Here is a 24,269-nt window from a genome sequence, read left to right as displayed (position 1 = left end):
CCATCGGCCCCTGAATGACATCCAAGACCCATCCGACGATCACGGCCGTCTGGCCCGGCCGACCCTACCCGCGCGGCGCCACCTGGGACGGGGAGGGCGTCAACTTCGCCCTCTTTTCGCAGCACTCCGACAAGGTCGAACTCTGCCTGTTCGACGAGCGCGGCCGGCATGAGCTGCAGCGCATTCCCCTGCGCGAGCGCACCGACGGCGTGTGGCACTGCTACCTGCCCGAGGCCCGCCCCGGCCAGGCCTACGGCTACCGCGTGCACGGCCCCTACAAGCCCGAGGAGGGGCACCGCTTCAACCCGCACAAGCTGCTCGTCGATCCGTACGCGAAAGACCTCGTGGGCGAGCTGCGCTGGGGCGATGCGCTGTACGGCTACACGGTCGGCAGCAAGCGCGAAGACCTGTCCTTCGACCGCCGCGACAGCGCGCCGCTCATGCCCAAGGGCCGCGTGCTCGAAACCGCCTTCACCTGGGGCGACGACCGCCGCCCCTCGGTGCCGTGGCAGGACATGGTGATCTGCGAGATGCACGTGCGCGGCTTCACCATGACGCACCCCGACGTGCCGCCCGCATTGCGCGGCACCTACGCCGCGCTCGGCTGCGCACCGGTGGTCGACTACCTCAAGCGCCTGGGCGTGACCACCGTCGAGCTGCTGCCCGTGCACAGCTTCCTTAACGACCGGCACCTGGCCGAGAAGGGCCTGCAGAACTACTGGGGCTACAACACGCTGGCCTTCTTCGCCCCCGAGATGCGCTACAGCGCCTCGGGCAAGGTGAAGGAGTTCAAGACCATGGTGAAGTCGCTGCACTCCGCGGGCATCGAGGTGATCCTCGACGTGGTCTACAACCACACCTGCGAAGGCAACCAGCTCGGGCCCACGCTCTCGATGCGCGGCGTGGACAACGCCAGCTACTACATCGCCAACGCCGAGAACCGCCGCTACTACGACGACTTCACCGGCTGCGGCAACACCGTCAACCTCGAGCATCCGCATGCGCTGCAGCTGGTGATGGACTCGCTGCGCTACTGGGCCGAGGAGATGCACGTCGACGGCTTCCGCTTCGACCTGGCCTCGGCGCTGGCGCGCGAGTCGGGCAAGGTCGAGAACCTCGGCGGCTTCTTCGATGCGATCCGGCAAGACCCGACGCTCAACCGCGTGAAGCTCATCGCCGAACCGTGGGACCTGGGCCACGGCGGCTACCAGGTCGGCAACTTCCCGCTCGGCTGGGCCGAGTGGAACGACCAGTACCGCGACGGCCTGCGCGGCTTCTGGAAAGGCGACGGCGGGCTCATCGGCGAGGTGGCCAAGCGCGTCACCGGCTCGGAAGACCTCTACGGCTGGTCGGGCAAGCGGCCCACCGCGAGCATCAACTTCATCACCGCGCACGACGGCTTCACGCTGCACGACCTGGTGTCGTACAACGACAAGCACAACGAGGCCAACGGCGAGGACAACCGCGACGGCAACAGCCACAACGTGTCGTGGAACTGCGGCGTCGAAGGCCCCACCGACGACCCCGAGGTGCTGGCCCTGCGCGAGCGCCAGAAGCGCAACCTGCTGGCCACGCTGCTGCTGTCGCAGGGCGTGCCGATGCTGCTGGCCGGCGACGAGCGCGGCCACACGCAGCAGGGCAACAACAACGTCTACTGCCAGGACAACGAGCTCGGCTGGATCGACTGGGCGCCCACGCCCGAACGGCTGGCGCTCACGACCTTCGTCGAGCGCATGGTGGCGCTGCGCCGCGCCCACCCGTCGTTCCGGCGCCGCAACTTCTTTGCCGGCAAACCCGCCGAGGGCGAAACGCTCACCGACGTGCACTGGCTCAAGCCCGACGGCGCCGAGATGCGCCCCGAAGACTGGAACGACGCCAACGCGCGCTGCATCGCGATGTACATCCCCGGCGGCGGCATTGCCGACCGCGGGCCGCGCGGCGAGGCGCAGCACGACGACGACTTTCTGGTGCTGATGAACGCGCATCACGACGAGATCGCCTTCACGCTGCCGCCGATGCCGCACGGCGCATGGCGGCTGCTCGTGGACACCGCCAGCAGTTCGCCGCCGCCGACCACCGACGACGCCGCATCGCTCGCGCCGGCGTGGGGCGAGCCCGTCTATCCGCTGCAATGCCGCTCACTCGTCGTGATGAGCCGGCCGGATGTGCGGCCATGAGCAGCCATTCCCACGCCATGCCTTTCGGCGCCACGGTGCAGGAGAAGGGCGTCGAGTTCGCCCTGTGGGCGCCATCGGCCGAAGCGATCGTGCTCGAGCATCCCTTGGCCTCGCAGCCCATGACGCGCGACGCCAAGGGCTGGCACCGCCTCACGGTGCTCGATGCCGCGCACGGCGACCGCTACAGCTTCCGCCTGCCCGACGGCACGCGCGTGCCCGACCCGGCCTCGCGCTTCAACCCCGACGACGTGCACGGCCCGAGCGCCGTGATCGACCCGCGCCGCTTCCGATGGACCGACGACGCCTGGCGCGGCCGGCCGTGGGAAGAGGCCGTGGTCTACGAACTGCATGTCGGCACCTTCTCCGAAGAAGGCACGCTGCAGGCGGCGACGGCGCGGCTCGGCGCGCTGGCCGAACTGGGCATCACCGCGGTCGAGCTCATGCCGCTCGCCGACTTTCCGGGGCAGCGCAACTGGGGCTACGACGGCGTGCTGCCGTTCGCGCCCGATGCCTCGTACGGTACGCCCGACGACCTCAAGGCGCTGGTCGACACGGCGCATTCGCTCGGCCTCATGGTGCTGCTCGACGTGGTCTACAACCACTTCGGACCGGAGGGCAACTATCTGCACGGCTACTGCCCCGAGTTCTTCAACGCCGGCAAGCAGACGCCGTGGGGCGCGGCCATCAACTTCGACGGGCCGCGCTCGCGCACGGTGCGCGATTTCTTCATTCACAACGCGCTCTACTGGATGGAAGAGTTCCGCTTCGACGGCCTGCGCATGGACGCGGTGCATGCCATTCACGACGAGACGCGGCCGCACATCGTGCATGAGATCCGCGAGGCGCTGAACAACGGCCCGGCCCGCGAGCGCCACGTGCACCTGGTGCTGGAGAACGACGCCAACCAGGCCTCGATGCTGCTGCGCGACGGCCGCGGCCGGCCCGTGGCCGGCACGGCGCAGTGGAACGACGACCTGCACCACGCGGTGCATGTGCTGGTCACCGGCGAAGGCGACGGCTACTACGCCGACTATGCCGACGACCCGGTGCGCCGGCTGGCGCAGGCGCTGGCCGAGGGCTTCATCTACCAGGGGCAACCGTCCGCCTTCCGCCAGGGCGAGGCGCGCGGCGAGCCGAGCACGCGGCTGCCGTCGACGGCCTTCGTGTCGTTCCTGCAGACGCACGACCAGGTCGGCAACCGCGCCTTCGGCGAGCGCATCCATGCGCTGGGCGATCCGGTGCTGGTGCGCGCGGCCATGGCCTGCCTGCTGTTGTCGCCGCACGTGCCGATGCTGTTCATGGGCGACGAGTTCGCGGCCTCCACGCCGTTCCAGTACTTCTGCGATTTCGGACCGGACCTGGCGAGCGCCGTGTCCGAAGGCCGGCGCGCGGAGTTCGGCGGCTTCGCCGCGTTCGCGGACGAAGCCGCCCGCGCCCGCATTCCCGATCCGAATGCCGAGGCGACCTTCGCAGCGTCGAAGCTGCGCTGGCGCGAGCGTGGCGCGCGCGCGCACTTTGCGCGGCTGTGCGAGGTGCAGCAACTGCTGGCGCTGCGCCATCGATTCATCGTGCCCCGGCTCGGCGGCATGGCGGGCGCGGGCACCTGGCGCTGCGAGAACGGCACGCTGCAGGTGCAATGGGACCTGGGCGGGGCACGGCTTTATCTGCTGGCGCACTTCGGAACCCAGCCCGTGGCGCTGCTCGCCGAGCTGCCCGGCGAGGTGGTCCACAGCGACGGCGTGACGCGCGGCGACAGCACGCTGAGCCTGGGGCGCGGCGCGGTGCACGTGACGCTGGAAGCGCTGCATGGTGGATGACGCTTTCCGCCAGCTCTGCGCGCATTTCGGCATCGCGACCGGCTACTTCGACGCCTTCGGCGTCCGGCGCGAAGCCTCCACCGCCAGCCTGATCGCGCTGCTGGCCGAGTTCGGCGTGCGGCTCGACAGCACGGCCGATGCGGGCCCTGCATTGGCCGCCGCGCATCGCGCGCGTTGGGCGCAGGCGCTGCCGCCGGTGCAGGTCGTGCAGGCCGGCAGCACGGCGTGGTCGGTGCCGCTGCGCATGCCGGCATCGATGAACCGGCTGCGCTGGCAGCTTGCGGACGAGCACGGCCGCGAGGTGGAAGGCGAGGCCGATGCCCACGGCTTTGCCGAGACGGATCGCACCGACATCGACGGCATCGCCTGGTGCCAGCGCACGCTGCAGATACCGATGGCGCTCGAAGCCGGCTACCACGGCCTGCGCATCGAAGGGCTGCCCGGCGAAACCCGCGTGCTGGCTTCGCCGGGCCGCTGCTACCGGCCGCCCGCGGTGCGCGACGGCGGACGCGTGTGGGGCCCGGCCGTGCAGCTGTACAGCCTGCGCTCGCCGCGCAACTGGGGCATCGGCGACTTCGGCGATCTCGAGGAGCTGGCGGTGCGCATGGCGGCGCAGGGGGCCGACGTGATCGGCCTCAACCCGCTGCACGCGCTGTTCGCGAGCACGCCGCTGCACGCGAGCCCGTACAGCCCGTCGTCGCGCCAGCAGCTCAACGTGCTGTGCATCGACGTGGAGGCGGTCGAGGGTTTCGAGGCCTGCGAAGTGGCGCGCGAGCGCGTGCAGTCGCCCGACTTCCAGGCGCGGCTTGCCGCGTTGCGCGCGAGCCCGCTGGTCGACCACGCCGGCGTGGCTGCGGCGAAGTTCGAGGTGCTCGCGCTGCTCTTCCAACATTTCTGCGCACGGCACCTGCCGGTGGACGGCGCACCCAGCGAGACGGGCCGTGCGTTCCTGGCCTTCGTCGCGGAGCGCGGCGAAGCGCTGCGCCAGCACGCGCTGTTCGAGACGCTGCAGGCCCATTTCCTCGCACGGGAAGGCGGCGCATGGGACTGGCATGACTGGCCCGCCGCCTACCGCGACCCCGACTCCGCCGAGGTGACCGCGTTTGCCGTGGCGCATGCGCCGCGCGTGCAGTTCCACCAGTACCTGCAGTGGGTGGCGTCGCGGCAGCTGGCGCGCGTGGCGGCGCGGTGCGATGCGCTCGGCATGGGCATCGGCCTGTACATGGACCTCGCGGTGTCGGTGGAACGCGCCGGCTCCGACGCCTGGGGCGCGCAGCAGGTGTTCGCACCGGGCGCCAGCGTGGGCGCGCCGCCCGACGAGTTCAACCCCGCCGGCCAAGGCTGGGGACTGCCGCCGCTGCGCCCCGACCGGCTGCGCGCCGAGGGGCATCGCTTCTTCATCGAGACGCTGCGCGCTGCCATGCGCGGGGCGGGCGCGCTGCGCATCGACCACGTGATGGGGCTGATGCGGCTGTTCTGGATTCCGCGCGGCGCGAGTGCGCGAGAGGGCGCGTACGTGTCCTATCCGCTCGACGAGATGCTCGCCATCGTGGCCATCGAAAGCCACCGCAACCGCTGCATGGTCGTGGGCGAAGACCTCGGCACGGTCGAGGACGCGGTGCGCGAAGCGCTCGCGCAGGCCGACGTGCTCTCGTACCGCCTGCTGTATTTCGAGAAGCAGCACGACGTCGGCCGCTTCAAGCCGCCCGAGGCCTACCCGGCCGCCGCGCTGGTCGCGATCGGCACGCACGACCTCGCGACCTTCGCCGGCTGGTGGACCGCCGCCGACCTGCGCGAACGCCTCGCGCTCGACCTGTTTCCCGACCCCGCGGTGTTCGACCAACAGCTCATGGACCGCGCGCAGGAGCGCATCGCTTTGATGCAGGCCCTGCAGCAGGCGGGCCTGCTGTCGCGCGAGGAGGTGGCGCAGGCCGCGGGCGGCGCGCTGCCGTCGGCGCGGCTCGTGGAAGCGGCGCACGCCTTTCTCGCGGCCACGCCGTCGGCGCTGATGATGGTGCAGCTCGAGGACGTGGCCGGCGTGGTCGCGCAGGCCAACCTGCCCGGCACCGTCGACACGCACCCGAACTGGCGGCGCAAGCTGCCCGAGCCAATCACGGCCCTCGTCGGCGGCGAGCGCATGCGTGCACTGGGCGAGGCCTTGCGGGCGGCGCGGCCGCGCAAGGCCGAAGCCGGTGGCGAATCGCCCGGCCTGCAGACCCGGGTGCCGCGCGCCACCTACCGGTTGCAGTTCCACAAGGGCTTCGGCTTCGACGACGCGATCCGCGTGCTGCCGTACCTCGCGCAGCTCGGCGTGAGCCACGTGTACTGCTCGCCGATCCAGCGCGCCCGCGCGGGCAGCATGCACGGCTACGACGTGGTCGCGCATGCGCAGGTCAACCCCGAGCTCGGCGGCGAGGAAGGCTTTGCGCGCTTCGTCGAGGCGCTGAAGGCCCACGGCCTCGGCCAGCTGCTGGACATGGTGCCCAACCACATGGGCGTGTTCGGCGCCGACAACGCGTGGTGGATGGACGTGCTGGAGAACGGTCCGGCCTCGCTGTTCGCACCGTACTTCGACATCGACTGGCAGCCGCTCAACGTCGAGCTGACCGGCAAGGTGCTGCTGCCCGTGCTGGGCGTGCACTACGGCGAGGCGCTGGACAACGGCGAACTGGTGCTGCGTTTCGAGGCCGACACCGGCAGCCTGGCCGTGCGCTACTACGAGCACCGCTTTCCGCTGGCGCCCGAGAGCTATCCCTTCGTGCTCGAGCGTGCGCTCGCACGGCTGGGCGATGCGGCGGCGTGCGCCCGCCTGGCGAGCCTGTCGACCGCGTTCGGGCACCTGCCGCCGCGCGACACGGATTATCCCCAGGCCCAGGCCGAACGTGTGCGCGACAAGGAACTGCTCAAGGACCGGCTCGCGCGGCTGGCGCAGCGCCATCCGGCCGTCGCGCAGGCGTTGGCGGCGTCGGTGGCCGAACTGAACCTGGCCCAGCCCGAGGCGCGCGATGCGCTGCACCGGCTCATCGAGGCGCAGGCCTACCGGCTCGCGCACTGGCGCGTGGCGGCGGACGAAATCAACTACCGCCGCTTCTTCGACATCAACGACCTGGCGGCCGTGCGCATGGAGCGCGACGAGGTGTTCGAGGCCACGCAGTCGTTCGCGCTCGACCTCGCGGCGGCCGGTGTGGTGGACGGCCTGCGCATCGATCACCCCGATGGGCTGTACGACCCGGCGGCCTACTTCCGCAAGCTGCAGGAAGGCTATGCGCGCCGCGCCGGGCTGGTGCTGCCCACGCACGATGCCGACGGCCGCCCCGCGCGCCCGCTGTACGTGGTGGCCGAGAAGATCGCCGGCGCGCACGAAGAGGTACCCGACAGCTGGCACGTACACGGCACCACCGGCTACCGCTTCGCGAACGTGGCCAACGGCGTGCTCGTCGACACCACGGCCGAGGCCGCCGTGGTGCATGCGTGGCAACGCTTCACCGGCGAGACCGACGACTTCGCCGCGGTGTGCCGCGCGGGGCGGCGCGAGGTGATGCGCAACGCGCTGTCGTCGGAACTCAACGTGCTCTCCACCGAGCTGTTGCGCATCGCGCGGGCCGACCGCCGCACGCGCGACTACACGCTCAATGCGCTGCGCCGTGCGCTGGCCGAGGTCGGCGCGTGCATGCCGGTCTACCGGACCTACATCGTCGACGGCCCCTCGGCGCAGGACGCGCGCTTCATCGACGAGGCCGTGAACGAGGCCGTGAACCAGGCGATGCAGCACAGCGGCGATGCCGACCGCTCGGTGTTCGACTTCGTGCGCAGCGCGCTGCGCGGCGAGGCCGTCGCCTCGGCCCCGGCCGCGCTGGGCGAACAGGTGCGGCGCTTCGCGGTGCGCTTCCAGCAGTTCAGCGCGCCGGTGGCGGCCAAGGGCGTGGAGGACACGGCGTTCTACCGCTACTTTCCGCTCAGCGCGCTCAACGAGGTGGGCGGCGAGCCCGACCGCTTAGGCATCGAGGTCGAGGCCTTCCATGCGGCGAGCGCCGACCGCGCGCGGCGCTGGCCGCACACGATGCTCGCGACCTCGACGCACGACAACAAGCGCTCGGAAGAGGTGCGCCATCGCATCGACGTGCTGTCCGAGATGCCCGAGGAATGGATGCAGGCGCTCGCGCGCTGGCACGGCCTGTGCCGCAGCGCGCGAAGCAGGCTGGCCAGCGGCGAAGCGCCATCGCGCACCGACGAGTACCTGCTCTACCAGACGCTGCTGGGCACCTTGCCGGTGGGCGGCCTCGATGCCGGCACCGCGCCGGGCTTCAGCGACCGCATCTGGCAGTACATGCAAAAGGCCGCGCGCGAAGCCAAGCTGCGCACGCGCTGGTCGCAGCCCGATGCCGACTACGAGGCCGGCCTCGAAGGTTTCGTGCGTGCGCTGCTGGCCGAGCCGGCCACGAACGGCTGCCTGGCCGACATCCAGCGGCTGGCCGACACGCTGGCGTGGTTCGGCGCCTGGAACGGGCTCACGCTCACCTTGCTGAAATACGGTTCGCCCGGCGTGCCCGACCTCTACCAGGGCAGCGAACTCATCGAACTGAGCCTGGTCGATCCGGACAACCGGCGGCCGGTGGACTACGCGCTGCGCCAGGAGCGGTTGGCGGCGCTGCAGGCGATGGCGGGGCAGGGCGACCTGGCGGCGCAGGTGCGTGCGTTGGCCCTGTCACCGCACGACGGCCGCGCCAAGCTGTGGTTCATCTGGCGCCTGCTGTCGTTGCGGCGCGCGCAGCCGCTGCTGTTTCGCGAGGGCAGCTACGAGCCGCTGCAGGTCGAAGGGCCGCTGGCACGGCATGTCGTGGCCTTTGCGCGCCGGCATGAAGGGCAGATGCTCGTGATCGTCACGGGGCGCCTGTTCGCCACGCTGTCGCGCCGCAGTCCCGACGGTGAGGACGCGCTGCCGGCGCTGCCCGAGGCGCAGGCCTGGAACGGCACCACGCTGCGCCTGCCCGACGGCGTCCGCGACGGCGTAGTCGAGAACCTGCTGACGGGCGAGTCGCTGTCGATCGGACACGGGCGCATCGAGCTGGCCGAGGCATTGCGATCGATGCCGTGGGCGGCGTTCCATGGGGGGACGTCGCCCTGATCGGCCGCATCCGCTTCATCGCAAGGCTCGACGTGGTCGTGGAGGCCGCGCAGGCGCAGGAGCGCCTGGCGACCTGGATTGGGGGCGAGGTGAAGCCGGTGCGGTGCTGCCGGGGCTGTCGTTCGTCGACGCGGTGGACTGATCCGTTCACTGCACCGCGTCGCACCACACCCTGAACCCGTCCAGCTCGTTCGGCCCGAAGGTGCTGGACAACGCGACGTCGCTGGCGTCGCGCCCCTGCGCGATCAGCACGCGGCCGATGCGGGGCACGTTGTTGCGTGCATCGAAGGTGTACCAGCGGTCGCCCAGGAAGGCCTCGAACCAGCCCGCGAAATCCATCGTGCCGTGCGGCGGCGGGGTGCCGACATCGCCGAGGTAGCCGCTGCAATAACGGGCCGGAATGTTCAGGCAGCGGCACAGCGTGATGGCCAGGTGCGCATAGTCGCGGCACACGCCTTGCCCTTCCTTGAAGGCTTCGAACGCCGAACGGGTGCGCCGGGCGTGCTGGTAGCCGAACTCGATGTGCTGGTGCACGAAGTCGCACACCGCCTGGACGCGGCCCCAGCCGGTCGGGCCGTGGCCGAAGCGCTGCCAGGCGAAATCGGACAGCAGGTCGGTTTCGCAGTAACGGCTGCCCAGCAGATAGAGCAGGGTGGATTCGGGCAGGTACTCCACCGGCACCTGCGGCGCGGAGGGCACGACGACGTCGGTTGCGCCGCTGTCGCGGACCACGGTGTCGGTGCTCAGCACGAAGCGGCCGGCGGGCGCGACCAGGCGCGTGCACCAGTTCCCGAACAGGTCGCGGTAGGCGGTGGTGGGAACAGCCGGCTGCGTGAGCAGATGGTCCGGGCGCACGAGGTCCGAGGCGCGCGAGTAGTGAATGCTGAGGGCCAGGATCATCGGCGTCGGCCGGGGAAACTGGTACGCGATCTCAAAGCCGAGGTGGATGTGCATCGGCCCATGATGCGCCTTGATGCGCACTTTATGGACGATCGCCAGGTCCCGACGTGTTGTGGCGTTGCTCGGCATAGGCTTTCAGCGACTGCATGGTCCGGGGAAGCCCCGCCCGAACCTGCTTGGCAACGCCGGGCCCGAACAGGAAGGCAAGGGCGCCGGTGAACCACACGCGGTGCACGACGTCCGAGCCGCCATCTGCCGCAGACACCGTGTGCCTGAAGTGCATGCGGAACAGGGGGATGTAGCCCTGTGCGGTGAACGACCGGCCCTCGGCGCGCTCGGTGACCACCATCGGAACGCCCATGCCCTTCTGTGGAACGAGCCGGCCTTTTGTGCCCACCGCAAAGGGCCCGTCGAGCCGGGCTTGCTTGGTGTCAGGGTCCCACAGGTGCCATCGGTCGACCTCGCTCCAGATGGTGTCGATAACCCCGGGCGGGACGGCGATGTGGACGCGCTCTTCGATGTGCATGGGATGAAGGGTGGAATGGATCGCGAAGCCTAACGCACGCGGCACGCTGCGACGCCGCGACGCCGCGCTCTTCAGGTGGACTCGACCACCGGATGTCCGGGCTGGGCGCGGTGCCCGGCGCGTTCTGATCCGGCGCCGAAACTGTGGCGAAAACGCCGAGAAAAATATTTCTCCGGGTTTTTTACCTTCGCTGCCTCTTTCGCAGGCACCGTGTTGCAGGCCCCGCCAGGCAACGGTCTTGAACGCTGCACACAAGGTTTTCCACAACATTGTCCCCATCGGATTGGGAAAACCCGTCACTTCGATGTGGTAGCGCGATGGCGGCCCTGCGGCAGGCAAAAAAATACCCGCCGGAGCGGGTATCTCGAGAGGCCCCCGAAGGGGCGCGCTCTAAGGCAAACAGAGAGCTCTTCTTTTGCGGCCCTGTTGCGTGACAGCAGGTGCATCCTCGGTGAGGACGGGCGCCCGGCGTGTCAGCTGAAAAATGTCGTAACCGTAGGACAAGTTAAAAAGTGTGAAGAATTTGGCAGTTTTTCGAACTTGCGGGGATGCCGGTGGCCGGCACGATCGTGCAGAACTGTCGGTGTTGTCTGACAACCCGGCGGCAGCGCTGGCCCTAAATTTTGCGGACTCGCTTCCAGTGCGGGTTCTCTGTGCGTGACAGCAATCCAGAGATTCAGCCCAGCATCGTGCTGGGTTTTTTTTGCCTGTTTTCTGCCCTTCAGCGCAGAAAAACGTGCTCCATGAACTGCCGGATCGGGTACTGGATCACCGTCTGCACGCGGGCCGGCAGCTCCAGCGGGCGCATCAGCATCTTGAGCGCGGTGCCGGGGCTCAGGTGGGTGCGGATGGTGCGGTTCATGCGGGCGCTGAGCTGCTGCACATAGGCCACGTCGCCCGCCCGGTGCGGGGCGCGGGCCTTCACCGCGTGGCGGATGGCGCAGTCGGCGTCCTCGCTTTTCAGTTCCAGGGTGCGCCGGCCGATGGTGCCCATCACGCGCAAGCGGTTCAGCCGCTCCTGTGCGCGGTAGCGGCGGAAGAACCGGTAGAAGTGCTTGTAGTGGTTGACCTCGTCGGTCGCGATGCGCGTGGCCAGGTCGCGCAGCACCGGCTCGGTGGTGCTGCGGGCCATGGCCCGGTAATAGGTGGCGGTGCCGGTCTCGACCACGCAGCGGGCGGTCAGTTCAAGGGCGCGGGTCGGAGCGAGCAGCTCGACCTTGCAGTAGGTCGCGTACTCGGCCAGGAAGCCGCGGTAGGCCGTGTCCCAGTCGAACTCGGGCCACACGTGCCGCACATAGGCGCGCAGGGCCCGGCCGTGCTGCAGCTCTTCCTGCTCCCAGTGGTTCGACAGCCACCCGGTGACCTCGTCATCGCCGCGAAAGAAATCGACCAGGTTCTGGGTGTACAGGTCGGAGCCGCTCTCGATGAAGGAGGCCGACGCCACCAGGTAGAAGAGGTTTTCGTCCGTGCGCACCTGTTCGCGTGCGATTCGGGAGAAATCGAGGTCTTCGATCTTCCAGTGAGGTGCTGAGGCCTGACCCGCCATGCGTGCTCCTTGATTCATGGTTGCCGATGAAAACAGGGAAGAAACAGGCTGCAGCCGGGGAGGGCGCGCGCCGCTTCAGCCGTCCATATTAGCCCCGGCTTCCGGATCGCGTGCGCGCAAGGCCCGGGGCGGGCCCGGGCACCATGCGCAAACCTATAATCGATTGTTCAAGCAAATCAAGCAGTTAGGCCGGTTCAACGCAGTGGTTTCGACGCAGGGTCGCCATCGCCAGGCCGCCCTGACGGCAGACGAAATCCAAAGATGAGCCAGCCCACATTCACGGTCGCGGACATCCGCAAGACCTTTCTCGATTTCTTCGCCTCCAAGGGCCACACGGTGGTGCCTTCGAGCTCGCTGGTGCCGGGCAACGACCCGACGCTCATGTTCACGAACTCGGGCATGGTCCAGTTCAAGGACGTGTTCCTCGGCGAAGACAAGCGCCCCTACGTGCGCGCCGCCTCGGTGCAGGCCTGCCTGCGTGCCGGCGGCAAGCACAACGACCTCGAGAACGTGGGCTACACCGCGCGCCACCACACCTTCTTCGAGATGCTGGGCAACTGGAGCTTCGGCGACTACTTCAAGCGCGACTCGCTGAAGTGGGCCTTCGAGCTGCTGACCCAGGTCTACAAGCTGCCGGCCGAAAAGCTCTGGGCCACCGTCTACATCGAGGACGACGAGGCCTACGACATCTGGACGAAAGAGATCGGCCTGCCGCCCGAGCGCGTCGTGCGCATCGGCGACAACAAGGGCGGCCGCTACATGTCCGACAACTTCTGGATGATGGCCGACACGGGCCCCTGCGGCCCGTGCTCCGAAATCTTCTTCGACCACGGCCCCGAGATCGCCGGCGGCCCGCCCGGCTCGCCCGATGAAGACGGCGACCGCTACATCGAGATCTGGAACAACGTGTTCATGCAGTTCGACATGCAGCCCGACGGCTCGGTCAAGAAACTGCCCGCGCCCTGCGTCGACACCGGCATGGGCCTGGAGCGCCTGGCCGCGATCCTGCAGCACGTGCACAGCAACTACGAAATCGACATCTTCGACGCGCTCATCAAGGCCGCAGGCCGCGAGACCGGCACGCAAGACCTGTCGAACAACTCGCTGCGCGTGATTGCCGACCACATCCGCGCCACCTCGTTCCTGGTGGCCGACGGCGTGATTCCGTCGAACGAAGGCCGCGGCTACGTGCAGCGCCGCATCATTCGCCGCGCCATCCGCCACGGCTACAAGCTGGGCCAGAAGAAGCCCTTCTTCCACAAGCTGGTGCCCGACCTCGTGAAGCTCATGGGCGACGCGTACCCCAAGCTCGTGGCCGACGAGAAGCACATCACCCAGACGTTGAAGGCTGAGGAAGAACGCTTCTTCGAGACCCTGGCGATCGGCATGGAAATCCTCGACGCGGCGCTGGCCGGCGATGCCAAGGTGCTGCCGGGCGACGTCGCCTTCAAGCTGCACGACACCTACGGCTTCCCGCTCGACCTGTCGGCCGACGTGTGCCGCGAGCGCGGCCTGAGCGTCGACGAAGCCGGCTTTCACGCCGCGATGGAAAAGCAGAAGGCCGCGGGCCGTGCCGCCGGCAAGTTCAAGATGGACCGCAACGTCGAGTACGCCGGCGCGGGCAACACCTTCACCGGCTACGAGCACCTCGAAGAAAACGCCAAGGTCGTCGCGCTGTATGTCGAAGGCGCGGCCGTCAATGAACTGAAGGAAGGCCAGAGCGGCATCGTGGTGCTCGACACCACGCCGTTCTATTCGGAGAGCGGCGGCCAGGTCGGCGACCAGGGCGTGCTCGTGGCCGAAGGCGTGCAGTTCGGCGTCGACGACACGCAGAAGATCAAGGCCGACGTGTTCGGCCACCACGGCACGCAAACGCAAGGCACGCTGAAGGTCGGCGACGCGGTCAAGGCCGCGGTCGACACCGCGCGCCGCGCCGCCACCATGCGCAACCACTCGGTCACCCACCTGATGCACAAGGCTTTGCGCGAAGTGCTGGGCGACCACGTGCAGCAGAAGGGCTCGCTGGTCGACGCCGACAAGACGCGCTTCGACTTCGCGCACAACGCAGCCGTCTCGCGCGACCAGATCCTCGAGATCGAGAAGCGCGTCAACGCCGAGATCCTGGACAACGCGCCCACGCAGGCCCGTGTGATGGACCTCGAGTCGGCCCAGAAGACCGGCGCCATGATGCTGTTCGGCGAGAAGTACGGCGAGACCGTGCGCGTGCTCGACATCGGCACCAGCCGCGAACTGTGCGGCGGCACCCACGTCGGCCGCACGGGCGACATCGGCCTGTTCAAGATCGTCAGCGAAGGCGGCGTGGCCGCCGGCGTGCGCCGCATCGAAGCCGTCACGGGCGCCAACGCGCTGTCGTACCTGCAAGACCTCGAATCGACCGTGCAGAGCGTGGCCGCCACGCTCAAGTCGCCGGCCGCCGAGCTGCAGGGCCGCCTCTCGCAGGTGCTCGAGCAGGTCAAGACGCTCGAACGCGAAGTGGGTGCGCTCAAAGGCAAGCTCGCATCGTCCAAGGGCGACGAGCTCATCGCGCAGGCGGTCGACGTCAACGGCATCAAGGTGCTCGCGGCCAAGCTCGACGGCGCCGACGCCAAGACGCTGCGCGACACCATGGACAAGCTGAAGGACAAGCTGAAGACCGCCGCCATCGTGCTGGCCGCCGTCGACGGCGACAAGGTGCAGATCGCAGCCGGCGTCACGGCCGACAGCATCGGCAAGGTGAAGGCCGGCGAGCTGGTCAACTTCGTGGCCCAGCAGGTCGGTGGCAAGGGCGGCGGCAAGCCCGACATGGCCATGGCCGGCGGCACCGATGCCGCGGGCCTGCCGGCCGCGCTGCAATCGGTGCAGGCCTGGGTCGCTGAACGCACCTGAGACCCTTTCGCTCACTACCCACACAGCACTTCATGTCCGACGCGATCCCCGGTGAAGTGCTCGTGATGGGGGCGGGCACCATCGGCTGTTTCATCGGCGGCAGCCTTGCGGCGGCGGGCGTGCCCGTCACCTTCGTCGGCCGTCCGCGCGTGCTCGACAAGCTCGCGCGCCACGGCCTCACGCTCACCGACCTCGACGGCGCCCGGCACAAACTGGCGGCGCCCACGTTGCGCCTGTGCGAGCAGGTGCCGGTGGGCGCACGGCCCGCGCTGGTGCTGCTGTGCGTGAAGAGCGGCGCCACGGCCGAGGCGGCGCGCGAGCTGGCCTTTGCCTTGCCCGCCGGCACCACGGTCGTCTCGCTGCAGAACGGCATCTCGAACTGCGCTGCCGCGGGGCAGGCCGGCCCGTCGCTGAACATCCGCGCCGGCATGGTGCCGTACAACGTGGCCGAGATCGACGACGGCGCCTTCCACCGCGGCACGCCCGGCCGTCTGGCCGCGGAAGACGATCCTGCGCTGCGCGACTGGCTGCCCGTGTTCGAACGCGCCGGCGTGCCGCTCGACCTGCATGCCGACCTGCTGCCCGTGCAGTGGGGCAAGCTGCTGCTCAACCTCAACAACCCGGTCAACGCGCTGTCGGGCCTGCCGCTGCGCGACGAGCTCATGCAGCGCGGCTACCGCTGCTGCTTCGCGGCGCTCATCGACGAAACGCTGGACGTGTTGCGCACGGGTGGCATCGTGCCCGCGCAGGTGGCGGCGGTGCCTGCGCGGCGACTGCCGGGTCTGCTGCGGCTGCCCGACTGGCTGTTTCGCATCGTCGCGGCGCGCATGCTGCGCATCGACGCCAAGGCGCGTTCCAGCATGGCCGACGACCTGGCCTTGGGCCGTCGCACCGAGATCGACGCGCTCAGCGGCGAGGTGGTGCGACTCGCGCAGGAGCACGGCCTGAGCGCGCCGCGCAACGCGCGCATGGTCGCGCTGCTCGAGGCCTGGCCGCAAAGCCCGAAGCGCTGGACGGCGCGCCAATTGCAGGACGCACTGGGTCTTTGACCGCCGGCCCTGTACCCTCAGGCCCATGGCGGCTTTCAAGAGGGAGGGGTTGTCATGCAGGTCCTGATTCTCGGCAGCGGTGTCATCGGCACCTCGGTGGCGTACTACCTGGCGCGCGCCGGGCACACGGTGACGGTGCTGGAGCGCCAGCCGGCGCCCGCGCTCGAAACCAGCTTCGGCAATGCGGGCGAAGTGTCGCCCGGCTACTCGGCGCCGTGGGCCGGGCCCGGCGTGCCGGTCAAGGCGATCAAGTGGATGCTCATGCAGCACAGCCCGCTGGTCATCAAGCCGATGCTCGATCCGGCGATGTGGCGCTGGGGCTTGTCGATGCTGCGCAACTGCACGCAGGCGCGCTACGAACTCAACAAGGGCCGCATGGTGCGGCTCGCCGAATACAGCCGCGACTGCCTGAAGACGCTGCGCGCCGACACCGGCATCCGCTACGACGAACGCATGCAGGGCACGCTGCAGCTCTTTCGCACGCAGGCGCAGCTCGACGGCACCGCGAAAGACGTCGAGGTGCTCAAGGCGTCCGGCGTGCCCTACCAGGTGCTCGATCGCGACGGCTGCGTTGTGCATGAGCCCGCGCTCGGCGCCGTGAAAGACAAGTTCGTCGGCGGCCTGCGCCTGCCGGGCGACGAGACCGGCGACTGCTTCAAGTTCACGCAGGCGCTCGCCAAGCTGGCCGAAGCCGAGGGCGTGCAGTTCCGGTTCGGCGTGACCATCGACGCCCTCGAACACGAAGCGGGGAAGGGCGTGACTGGGGTACGCACCGACCAAGGCCATTTCACTGCCGACTGCTACGTCGTCGCGCTCGGCAGCTACTCGCCCGCGCTGGTGCGGCCGCTGGGCATCGGCCTGCCGGTGTACCCGGTCAAGGGCTTCTCGATCACCGTGCCCATCACCGACGCGAGCGGCGCGCCCGAATCGACCGTGATGGACGAGACCTTCAAGGTCGCCGTCACGCGCCTGGGCGATCGCATCCGCGTGGGCGGCACGGCGCAGCTCTCGGGCTTCGACCTCGCGCTCGATGCGCGGCGGCGCGACACGCTCGAACACGTCGTGACCGACCTGTTCCCGCGCGGCGGCCCGGTGCGCGACGCGTCCTTCTGGACCGGCCTGCGCCCCATGACGCCCGACGGCACGCCGGTGATCGGCGCCACCCGCGTGCCCAACCTGCTGCTGAGCACCGGCCACGGCACGCTCGGCTGGACCATGGCGGCCGGCACGGGCCGCGTGATGGCCGACCTGATCGGGGGCAGGACGCCCGAAATCGACATGGAAGGCCTGACCGTGGCGCGCTACGGCGGGTAGCCAAACCCTGCTCCCACCCTCGAAGGGCGGCCCGAAACGGCCGCCCTTTTTCATGGGGCGTACACGCCCGGTTGCACGCTGACTAGGGTTTTTACCTAGTCATGAAGTTGTCTTCCTCGGTATTCTCGCGGTGTTCCATTAATAAATCGTTGTTTCTTTAGTGAAACAAACAACCGATTCCACGGACCCCCGATGACACACACTCGCCGCCTCGCCATCGCCGCTGCCGTCTCCCTGGCCGCCGCTTGCGCTTCCGGACTCGCCTGGGCAGACACCTACCCCAGCAAGCCGATCACGCTGGTCGTTGCCTATCCGGCGGGTGGCGACACCGACGCCCTGGCGCGCCTGTACGCCGAGAAGCTCTCGGCCCGCGTCGGCCAGCCCGTGGTGGTCGACAACCGCCCCGGTGCCAGCGGCATCATCGGCAGCGCCTATGTGTCGAAGGCCGCGCCCGACGGCTACACGCTGCTGCTCGCGCCCAGCACCTTCTCGATCGCGCAGCTGGTGCTCAAGACCGGCAGCGCCTCGGGCTACGACGTGCTCAACGGCTTCACGCCGATCGTGCAGACCGGCAGCCTGCCGCTCTTCCTCGTCGCCAGCGGCGCCAAGGGCTACACCGGCCTGAAGGACGCGGTGGCCGCGGCCAAGGGCGGCAAGTCGCTGAGCTACGCCAGCCCGGGCAGCGGTTCGCCGATGCACATCCTGGGCGAGATGTTCGCCCGCGCCTCGGGCACCAGCCTGGCGCACGTGCCGTACAAGGGCGTGGCGCCCGCCGTCAACGACGTGCTCGGCGGCCACGTGCCGGTGACCTTCATCACGCTCGGCCCCGTGGCGCCGTACATGCCCAACGGCAAGATGGTTCCGCTGGCCGTGGCCTCGAAAGAACGCTCGCCGCTCGCACCCAAGGTGCCGACCTTCGCCGAGCTGGGCTACAAGGACGTGGAGCTGACCGCCTGGAACGGCCTGTGGGGCCCGCGCAACCTGCCGCCCGAAGTCGTGAAGACGCTCAACGGCCACTTCAACGAGATCCTGAAGATGCCCGACATCGTGTCGCGCATGGCCGTGCTGGGCACCACGCCCGTGGGCGGCGACGCCGACGTGCTCGCCAAGACCAACGCCGCCGACTTCGCGCGCTTCGGCAAGGTCATCAAGGAACTCGGCATCCAGGCCGACTGAACTTAACCAGAAGCCCGCCATGACCGACCTCAAAGCCATCGCCGATCCCTCCAGCCTGCAGTCGCTGCTGGCCGAGATGCCCGCCAACCTGCTGGCCGGCCGCCGCGTGCTCGTGACCGGTGGTGCGCGCGGCCTGGGCCTGGCGTTCGCGCAGTGCGTGGCCGCGGCGGGTGCGAGCGTGGTGCTGGCCGACATCCTCGGCGAGCTGGCCGAAACCGAAGCCAAGGCGCTGCGCGATGCCGGCCGCACGGCGCACGCGCTGGCGATCGACCTGTCGGAACCGGCCTCCATCGAGGCGGGCGCCGCCGAGGCGGTACGCCTGCTCGGCGGCCTCGACGGCCTCGTCAACAACGCCGCCATCACCAACTCGGGCGGGCGCGACGCGCACCAGCTCGAGATCGACATGTGGGACCGCGTGATGAACGTCAACGTGCGCGGCAGCTGGCTCATGGGCCGCGCCTGCCGCCCCGCGCTGGCGGCCAGCGGCCGTGGCGCCATCGTCAACCTCGCGTCGGACACGGCGCTGTGGGGCGCGCCCAACCTGCTGGCCTACGCGTCGAGCAAGGGCGCGGTCATTTCCATGACGCGCTCGCTGGCGCGCGAATGGGGCGGCGACAACATCACCGTCAACGCCGTGGCACCGGGCCTCACACTGGTCGAAGCCACCGAGTACGTGCCGATGGCGCGCCACCAGAAATACCTCGAAGGCCGCGCCATCCCGCGCGAGCAGCAGGCGGCCGACGTCTGCGGCGCCACCGTGTTCCTGCTGTCCGGCCTGGCGCGCTTCGTCACCGGCCAGCTGCTCGCCGTGAACGGCGGCTTCGCGATGCACTGAACGAATTTTCCCGACCAAGGAGTACACCCATGAGCGATTTGTCCGAACAGCAAAAGATCAACAGCAACACCGCCGCTGGCGATGTCGGCAGCACGCTGGTGCAGCCTGAAGGTTCCAGCCTGGCCGAGTGGATGAACACCCGCATCGCGCGCTACGAAACCCGCACCTACGACTGGGACGCGCTGAAGTTCCAGGCCGACTTCGATCCCAAGTTCCGCCGCGCGCAGATGCGCTACGTGGGCACCGGCGGCACCGGTGTCGCGGCCGACACCAACACCGTGCCTTCGGAGCACTTCACCTTCTCGACCATGGTGATCCCGGCCGGCCACGAAGGCCCGCCGCACCTGCACACCGACGTGGAAGAAGTGTTCTTCCTCATCCGCGGCAAGCTCAAGGTCGTCATCGAAAAAGACGGCGAGCGCTTCGAAACCATCATGACCGACCGCGACCTGATCTCGGTGCCGCCGGGCGTGTACCGCGAAGAGATCAACATCGGCGACGAAGACGCGCTGATGTGCGTGATGCTCGGCGCACAGAAGCCGATCAAGCCGACGTACCCGGCCGACCATCCGCTGGCCAAGATCAAGCGCTGAGCGAGCGAACGAGCGAACAGGCCATGGGCACCATCGACATCCCCGCGCAGACCCTGCCGGCTTTCGAGCTGGCGCGGCTCGACGCACGCTTTCCGGCCCGCGACGTCGCGGTCGGCAACGGCGCGGTGGTGTCGGTGCGCGAATGCGGACAGGGCCCGGTGATCGTGTGCCTGCACGGCATCGGCTCGGGCGCGGCCTCGTGGCTCGACACCGCGGCGCTGCTGGCGCCGCAGGCCTGCCTCATTGCGTGGGACGCACCGGGCTATGGCCGCTCGACGCCGCTGGCCTCGGCCACGCCGACCGCTGCCGACTACGCCGCGCGTCTTGAAGAAATGCTCGACGCGCTCTCGATCCGCTCCTGCGTGCTCGTCGGCCATTCACTGGGCGCCATCACCGCTGCATCGGCTGCGCGCAACGAGTCGAGTGCCAGTGCGCGCATCCGCCGCCTCGTGCTTGTGAGCCCCGCCATCGGCTATGGCGCCCCCGAGCGCATCGACGCCCGCGCCAAGGTGCGCGCCGAACGCCTGGCCACGCTCGACGACCTCGGCATTGCCGGCATGGCCGCCAAGCGCGCGGGCCGGCTCGTCTCCGACGGTGCCAGCGAGCACGCCCGCCAGTGGGTGCGCTGGAACATGGCGCGCCTGAACGACCACGGCTACCGCCAGGCCGTCGAGCTGCTGTGCAACGCCGACCTGCTGGCCGACCTGCCGCCGCCGATGCCCGTGCGCGTGGCCTGCGGTGCGCTCGACGTCGTCACGCCGCCGGCCGCCTGCGAAGAGGTTGCGCGCCGCTGCGGCGTGCCCCTCGAATTGGTGGACGATGCGGGTCACGCCGGCTATGTGGAACAACCGCAGGCCGTCGCCGCCTTGCTGCGCGAATCGCTCGCCGGCTGACCCGACACGAACAAGAGAACCGAGAGGAATTCCCAGATGGCCACCGACAACGAAGTGATGGAAGAGGGCGCAGACCGCTACAACGTGCCCGCGCTGGAGCGCGGCCTGCGCGTGCTGTGCGAGTTCAGCCGCGAGAGCCGCACGCTCTCCGCGCCCGAGCTGGCGCGCCGCTTCGACCTGCCGCGCTCGACCGTCTTTCGCCTGCTCACCACGCTGGAGAACATGGGTTTCCTCGAGCGCGCCGAGGGCGGACGCGACTACCGCCTGGGCCTGGCCGTGCTGCGCCTGGGCTTCGAATACCTGGCCTCGCTGGAGCTCACGCAACTGGGCACGCCGCTGCTCAACCGCCTGTGCGACGAACTGCGCACGCCCTGCAACCTCGTGGTGCGCGACGGCCGCTCGATCGTCTACGTCGCCAAGGTGGCGCCGGCCACGCCGTTCGCCAGCTCGGTCACGGTGGGCACGCGCCTGCCGGCCCACGCCACGGTGCTGGGCCGCATCCTGCTGGAAGACCTCACCTTGCCGCAGCTGCGCGCGCTGTACCCCGAAGACAAGCTCGAGACCTTCTCGCCGAGCACGCCCAAGACCGTGAACGAACTGTTCGACATGGTGCAGGCCGACCGCCAGCGCGGCTATGTGCTGGGCGAGGGCTTCTTCGAATCGAACATCTCGACCATCGCCGCGCCGGTGCGCGACCACAGCGGCCACATCGTGGCGGCGCTGGGCGCCACCATCACCTCGGGCCACATCGACGAGAACCGCATGGACGAGATGGTGCTGCGCGTGCGCGGCACGGCCGACGAGATCTCGGGCCTGCTCAATTACTCGCCCGCACGCAACAGCACCGCCAAGGTGGTTCCGCTGCGCAGCGCCTGACACGCTTTTTTGATCATGACGACCTCCGCCCCTTCTTCCTCCTTCTTCGCCGCCGACGCACTGGCCGGCCGCGTGGCCGTGGTCACGGGCGGGTCGTCGGGCATCGGCCTGGCCACGGTCGAGCTGCTGCTCGGCTGCGGCGCCGCCGTGGCGCTGTGTGGCCGCAACGCCGAACGGCTCGATGCCGCCGTGGCCGGCCTGCGCGCCACGTACCCGGATGCGAAGCTGTTCGCACAGACCTGCGACGTGCGCGACGCCGCCTCGGTGCGCGCCTTCGCCGCTGCCAGCGAGGCCGCGCTCGGCCCGGCCTCGATGCTGGTCAACAACGCAGGGCAGGGGCGTGTGTCCACGTTCGCCGACACCGACGACGCGGCCTGGATGGAAGAGCTGCACCTGAAGTTCTTCTCGGTCATCCACCCGACGCGCGCCTTCCTGCCGCAGCTCGCGGCGCAGCGCGCCGTGCTGGGCGATGCCGCCATCGTCTGCGCCAACTCGCTGCTCGCGCGTCAGCCCGAGCCGCACATGGTCGCTACGTCGGCCGCGCGCGCAGGCTTGCTGAACCTCGTGCGTTCCATGGCCACCGAGTTCGCGCCGCAGGGCGTGCGCGTCAACGGCATCCTGATCGGCCTCGTCGAGTCGGGCCAGTGGCGCCGCCGCTTCGACGCGCGCGAAGACAAGTCGCAGGACTGGGCCGCCTGGAGCCGCCAGCTCGCCACCACCAAACACATTCCGCTGGGTCGCCTGGGGCTTCCGACCGAAGCCGCGCGCGCGATCCTTTTCCTTGCTTCACCGCTCGCGTCGTACACGACCGGCAGCCACATCGATATTTCCGGAGGCCATTCCCGCCATGCATAACCCCAACAACACCGTCACGGTCGGCGCCGTCGTCGCCGCCTTTCTCGAGCAGTGCGGCGTCAAGGCAGCCTTCGGCGTCATCTCGATCCACAACATGCCGATCCTCGATGCCTTCGCGCAGCGCGGCACGGTGCGCTTCATCTCGGCGCGCGGCGAGGCCGGCGCGGGCAACATGGCCGACGCCTATGCGCGCTCCACCGCCAGCCTGGGCGTGTGCATCACCAGCACCGGCCCGGCCGCGGGCAACATCGCGGGCAGCATGGTCGAGGCACTGACCGCCGGCGCGCCGCTCTTGCACATCACGGGCCAGATCGAGACGCCGTACCTGGACAAGGGCATGTCGTACATCCACGAAGCGCCCGACCAGCTCACCATGCTCAAGGCCGTGTCGAAGGCCGCGCTGCGCGTGCGCAGCGTCGAGACGGTGCTCGGCACGCTCAAGCGCGCGGTGCAGCTCGCGATGACGGCGCCGACCGGCCCGGTCAGCGTGGAAATTCCGATCGACATCCAGTCGGCGCTCACGACCATGCCGGCCGACCTGTCGCCGCTGCCCATCGAGCGCCCCGTGCCTTCGGCCGCCGGCCTCGATGCACTGGCCGCGCGCCTGGCCACGGCCAAGCGCCCGCTGCTGTGGGTCGGTGGCGGTGCCCGCCATGCCCGCTCGGCCATCCAGCGCCTGCAGAAGCTGGGCTTCGGCGTGGTCACGACCACGCAAGGTCGCGGCACGGTGCCAGAAGACGACGCCGGCTCGCTCGGCGCGTACAACATCCAGAAGCCCGTCGAGGCCTTCTATCAGACCTGCGACGCGATGCTCGTGGTCGGTTCGCGCCTGCGCGGCAACGAGACGCTCAAGTACGAACTGAAGCTGCCGCGCACGCTGTACCGCATCGACGCCGATGCCGCTGCCGAAGGCCGCTGCTACGCGTCCGAAGTTTTTGTCTGCGGCGATTCCGCGCTGGCCCTCGATGGCCTGGCCGATCGCCTCGAAGCCGCGAAGTACAGGGCCGACCCGCAGCTGCTGGTCGACCTGCGCGCCGCGCACGACCAGGCCGTGGCCACGCTGCGCGACGGCCTCGGCCCGTATGCCGAACTCGTGCGCCAGCTGCAGTCGGTGGCCGGGCGCCAATTCAACTGGGTGCGCGACGTCACGGTGTCGAACAGCACCTGGGGCAACCGCGAGTTGCGCGTGTTCGAACCCAGTGCCGGCGTGCACGCCACGGGCGGCGGCATCGGCCAGGGCATGCCCATGGCCATTGGCGCGGCCATCGGCGCGGCGGTGACGGGCTCGGGTCGCAAGACCTTCTGCCTGGCCGGCGACGGCGGCTTCATCCTGAACCTGGGCGAGCTGGCCTGCATGGTGCAGGAGAAGGCGCCCATGGTCATCGTGCTCATGAACGACAAGAGCTACGGCGTCATCAAGAACATCCAGGACGCGCAGTACGGCGGCCGCCAGTGCTACGCCGAGCTGCACACGCCCGACTACGACCTGCTGTGCCAGTCGATCGCGCTGCCGCATGCCCGCGTGAAGGACCTGGCCGACCTGCCGGCCCACCTGGACAAGGCGCTCGCCGCCAACGGCCCGTTCTTGCTGGAAATCGACATGCTGTCGATCGGCGGTTTCAAGACGACCTTCGCCGGCCCGCCGACCAACACGGTCACGCAGATTCCCGCGCTCGGCGCGGCCCAGTGAGCGAACGCGGA

16 protein-coding genes are annotated in these 24,269 nt (G+C 69.3%); 13 read left to right on the top strand and 3 right to left on the bottom strand.

What is annotated here, in order from left to right:
• Positions 1-14 precede the first annotated feature (14 nt).
• From glgX to GFK26_RS26930, 3 genes are read left to right on the top strand one after another with little or no spacing between them, the layout of a single operon-like run.
• On the top strand, positions 15-2,177 hold the full coding sequence (gene glgX / locus GFK26_RS26940) for a glycogen debranching protein GlgX (RefSeq protein WP_153284649.1): 2,163 nt from the start codon (positions 15-17) through the stop codon (positions 2,175-2,177).
• On the top strand, positions 2,174-3,994 hold the full coding sequence (treZ, locus tag GFK26_RS26935; protein ID WP_153284648.1) for a malto-oligosyltrehalose trehalohydrolase: 1,821 nt from the start codon (positions 2,174-2,176) through the stop codon (positions 3,992-3,994). Before glgX ends, treZ begins: the two co-directional genes overlap by 4 nt.
• Positions 3,984-9,119, top strand: coding sequence for a malto-oligosyltrehalose synthase (locus tag GFK26_RS26930; protein ID WP_153284647.1), 5,136 nt, complete (start codon positions 3,984-3,986; stop codon positions 9,117-9,119). The genes treZ and GFK26_RS26930 overlap by 11 nt, the downstream gene beginning before the upstream one ends.
• Before the next feature lie 147 nt (positions 9,120-9,266).
• On the opposite strand, the gene GFK26_RS26925 is transcribed toward GFK26_RS26930, so the two are convergent.
• The 3 genes from GFK26_RS26925 to GFK26_RS26915 form a co-directional block, all read right to left on the bottom strand.
• The gene (locus GFK26_RS26925; RefSeq protein ID WP_153284646.1) at positions 9,267-10,073 is read right to left on the bottom strand and encodes a transglutaminase-like domain-containing protein; all 807 of its coding nucleotides are present in this window, start codon (positions 10,071-10,073) and stop codon (positions 9,267-9,269) included.
• Between the two features lie 28 nt (positions 10,074-10,101).
• Positions 10,102-10,545, bottom strand: a complete 444-nt coding sequence (locus tag GFK26_RS26920) for an SRPBCC family protein (protein ID WP_153284645.1) — start codon at positions 10,543-10,545, stop codon at positions 10,102-10,104.
• A 721-nt stretch (positions 10,546-11,266) separates the two neighbouring features.
• Complete coding sequence (locus GFK26_RS26915; protein ID WP_153284644.1) at positions 11,267-12,091, bottom strand: ferritin-like domain-containing protein; 825 nt, start codon at positions 12,089-12,091, stop codon at positions 11,267-11,269.
• A 261-nt stretch (positions 12,092-12,352) separates the two neighbouring features.
• Here GFK26_RS26915 and alaS point away from each other — a divergent pair, with 261 nt between their 5' ends.
• The 10 genes from alaS (at position 12,353) to GFK26_RS26865 (ending at position 24,258) form a co-directional block, all read left to right on the top strand.
• The gene (alaS, locus tag GFK26_RS26910; protein WP_153284643.1) at positions 12,353-14,977 is read left to right on the top strand and encodes an alanine--tRNA ligase; all 2,625 of its coding nucleotides are present in this window, start codon (positions 12,353-12,355) and stop codon (positions 14,975-14,977) included.
• A gap of 32 nt (positions 14,978-15,009) precedes the next feature.
• On the top strand, positions 15,010-16,026 hold the full coding sequence (locus GFK26_RS26905; RefSeq protein ID WP_153284642.1) for a 2-dehydropantoate 2-reductase: 1,017 nt from the start codon (positions 15,010-15,012) through the stop codon (positions 16,024-16,026).
• 54 nt (positions 16,027-16,080) lie between these two features.
• Positions 16,081-17,340 (top strand): D-amino acid dehydrogenase, encoded by a 1,260-nt coding sequence (locus GFK26_RS26900; protein ID WP_153284641.1) that lies wholly within the window; start codon positions 16,081-16,083, stop codon positions 17,338-17,340.
• Between the two features lie 192 nt (positions 17,341-17,532).
• On the top strand, positions 17,533-18,516 hold the full coding sequence (locus GFK26_RS26895) for a Bug family tripartite tricarboxylate transporter substrate binding protein (RefSeq protein WP_153284640.1): 984 nt from the start codon (positions 17,533-17,535) through the stop codon (positions 18,514-18,516).
• A 19-nt stretch (positions 18,517-18,535) separates the two neighbouring features.
• Positions 18,536-19,351 carry an SDR family oxidoreductase gene (locus tag GFK26_RS26890; protein ID WP_153284639.1) on the top strand — a complete coding sequence of 272 codons (816 nt, stop codon included), beginning with the start codon at positions 18,536-18,538 and terminating at the stop codon, positions 19,349-19,351.
• Positions 19,352-19,380: 29 nt separating this feature from the next.
• The gene (locus tag GFK26_RS26885; RefSeq protein ID WP_228121791.1) at positions 19,381-19,944 is read left to right on the top strand and encodes a cupin domain-containing protein; all 564 of its coding nucleotides are present in this window, start codon (positions 19,381-19,383) and stop codon (positions 19,942-19,944) included.
• Positions 19,945-19,967: 23 nt separating this feature from the next.
• Positions 19,968-20,837, top strand: a complete 870-nt coding sequence (locus GFK26_RS26880) for an alpha/beta fold hydrolase (RefSeq protein WP_153284638.1) — start codon at positions 19,968-19,970, stop codon at positions 20,835-20,837.
• Positions 20,838-20,873: 36 nt separating this feature from the next.
• Entirely contained in the window at positions 20,874-21,713 is an 840-nt protein-coding gene (locus GFK26_RS26875; protein WP_099796581.1) for an IclR family transcriptional regulator, read from the top strand.
• Positions 21,714-21,728: 15 nt separating this feature from the next.
• Entirely contained in the window at positions 21,729-22,568 is an 840-nt protein-coding gene (locus GFK26_RS26870) for an SDR family oxidoreductase (protein WP_153284637.1), read from the top strand.
• Positions 22,561-24,258 (top strand): thiamine pyrophosphate-binding protein, encoded by a 1,698-nt coding sequence (locus tag GFK26_RS26865; RefSeq protein ID WP_153284636.1) that lies wholly within the window; start codon positions 22,561-22,563, stop codon positions 24,256-24,258. The genes GFK26_RS26870 and GFK26_RS26865 overlap by 8 nt, the downstream gene beginning before the upstream one ends.
• The last annotated feature ends 11 nt before the right edge of the window (positions 24,259-24,269 follow it).

The organism is Variovorax paradoxus, assembly GCF_009498455.1.
Taxonomy (GTDB): Bacteria; Pseudomonadota; Gammaproteobacteria; order Burkholderiales; family Burkholderiaceae_C; genus Variovorax; species Variovorax paradoxus_H.
The sequence above is the reverse complement of the archived record's forward strand: the minus strand, read 5'-3'. Positions and strand labels throughout refer to the sequence as shown.

What these genes read in the sequence shown, in the direction of transcription:
- GFK26_RS26885 (WP_228121791.1), top strand. Translation starts at nt 19,381, where the DNA reads ATGAGCGATTTGTCCGAACAGCAAAAGATCAACAGCAACACCGCCGCT.
- GFK26_RS26900 (WP_153284641.1), top strand. Translation starts at nt 16,081, where the DNA reads ATGCAGGTCCTGATTCTCGGCAGCGGTGTCATCGGCACCTCGGTGGCG.
- GFK26_RS26895 (WP_153284640.1), top strand. Translation starts at nt 17,533, where the DNA reads ATGACACACACTCGCCGCCTCGCCATCGCCGCTGCCGTCTCCCTGGCC.
- GFK26_RS26915 (WP_153284644.1), bottom strand. Translation starts at nt 12,091, where the DNA reads ATGGCGGGTCAGGCCTCAGCACCTCACTGGAAGATCGAAGACCTCGAT.
- alaS (WP_153284643.1), top strand. Translation starts at nt 12,353, where the DNA reads ATGAGCCAGCCCACATTCACGGTCGCGGACATCCGCAAGACCTTTCTC.
- GFK26_RS26870 (WP_153284637.1), top strand. Translation starts at nt 21,729, where the DNA reads ATGACGACCTCCGCCCCTTCTTCCTCCTTCTTCGCCGCCGACGCACTG.
- GFK26_RS26890 (WP_153284639.1), top strand. Translation starts at nt 18,536, where the DNA reads ATGACCGACCTCAAAGCCATCGCCGATCCCTCCAGCCTGCAGTCGCTG.
- treZ (WP_153284648.1), top strand. Translation starts at nt 2,174, where the DNA reads ATGAGCAGCCATTCCCACGCCATGCCTTTCGGCGCCACGGTGCAGGAG.
- GFK26_RS26865 (WP_153284636.1), top strand. Translation starts at nt 22,561, where the DNA reads ATGCATAACCCCAACAACACCGTCACGGTCGGCGCCGTCGTCGCCGCC.
- GFK26_RS26880 (WP_153284638.1), top strand. Translation starts at nt 19,968, where the DNA reads ATGGGCACCATCGACATCCCCGCGCAGACCCTGCCGGCTTTCGAGCTG.
- GFK26_RS26925 (WP_153284646.1), bottom strand. Translation starts at nt 10,073, where the DNA reads ATGCACATCCACCTCGGCTTTGAGATCGCGTACCAGTTTCCCCGGCCG.
- GFK26_RS26875 (WP_099796581.1), top strand. Translation starts at nt 20,874, where the DNA reads ATGGCCACCGACAACGAAGTGATGGAAGAGGGCGCAGACCGCTACAAC.
- GFK26_RS26920 (WP_153284645.1), bottom strand. Translation starts at nt 10,545, where the DNA reads ATGCACATCGAAGAGCGCGTCCACATCGCCGTCCCGCCCGGGGTTATC.
- glgX (WP_153284649.1), top strand. Translation starts at nt 15, where the DNA reads ATGACATCCAAGACCCATCCGACGATCACGGCCGTCTGGCCCGGCCGA.
- GFK26_RS26905 (WP_153284642.1), top strand. Translation starts at nt 15,010, where the DNA reads ATGTCCGACGCGATCCCCGGTGAAGTGCTCGTGATGGGGGCGGGCACC.
- GFK26_RS26930 (WP_153284647.1), top strand. Translation starts at nt 3,984, where the DNA reads ATGGTGGATGACGCTTTCCGCCAGCTCTGCGCGCATTTCGGCATCGCG.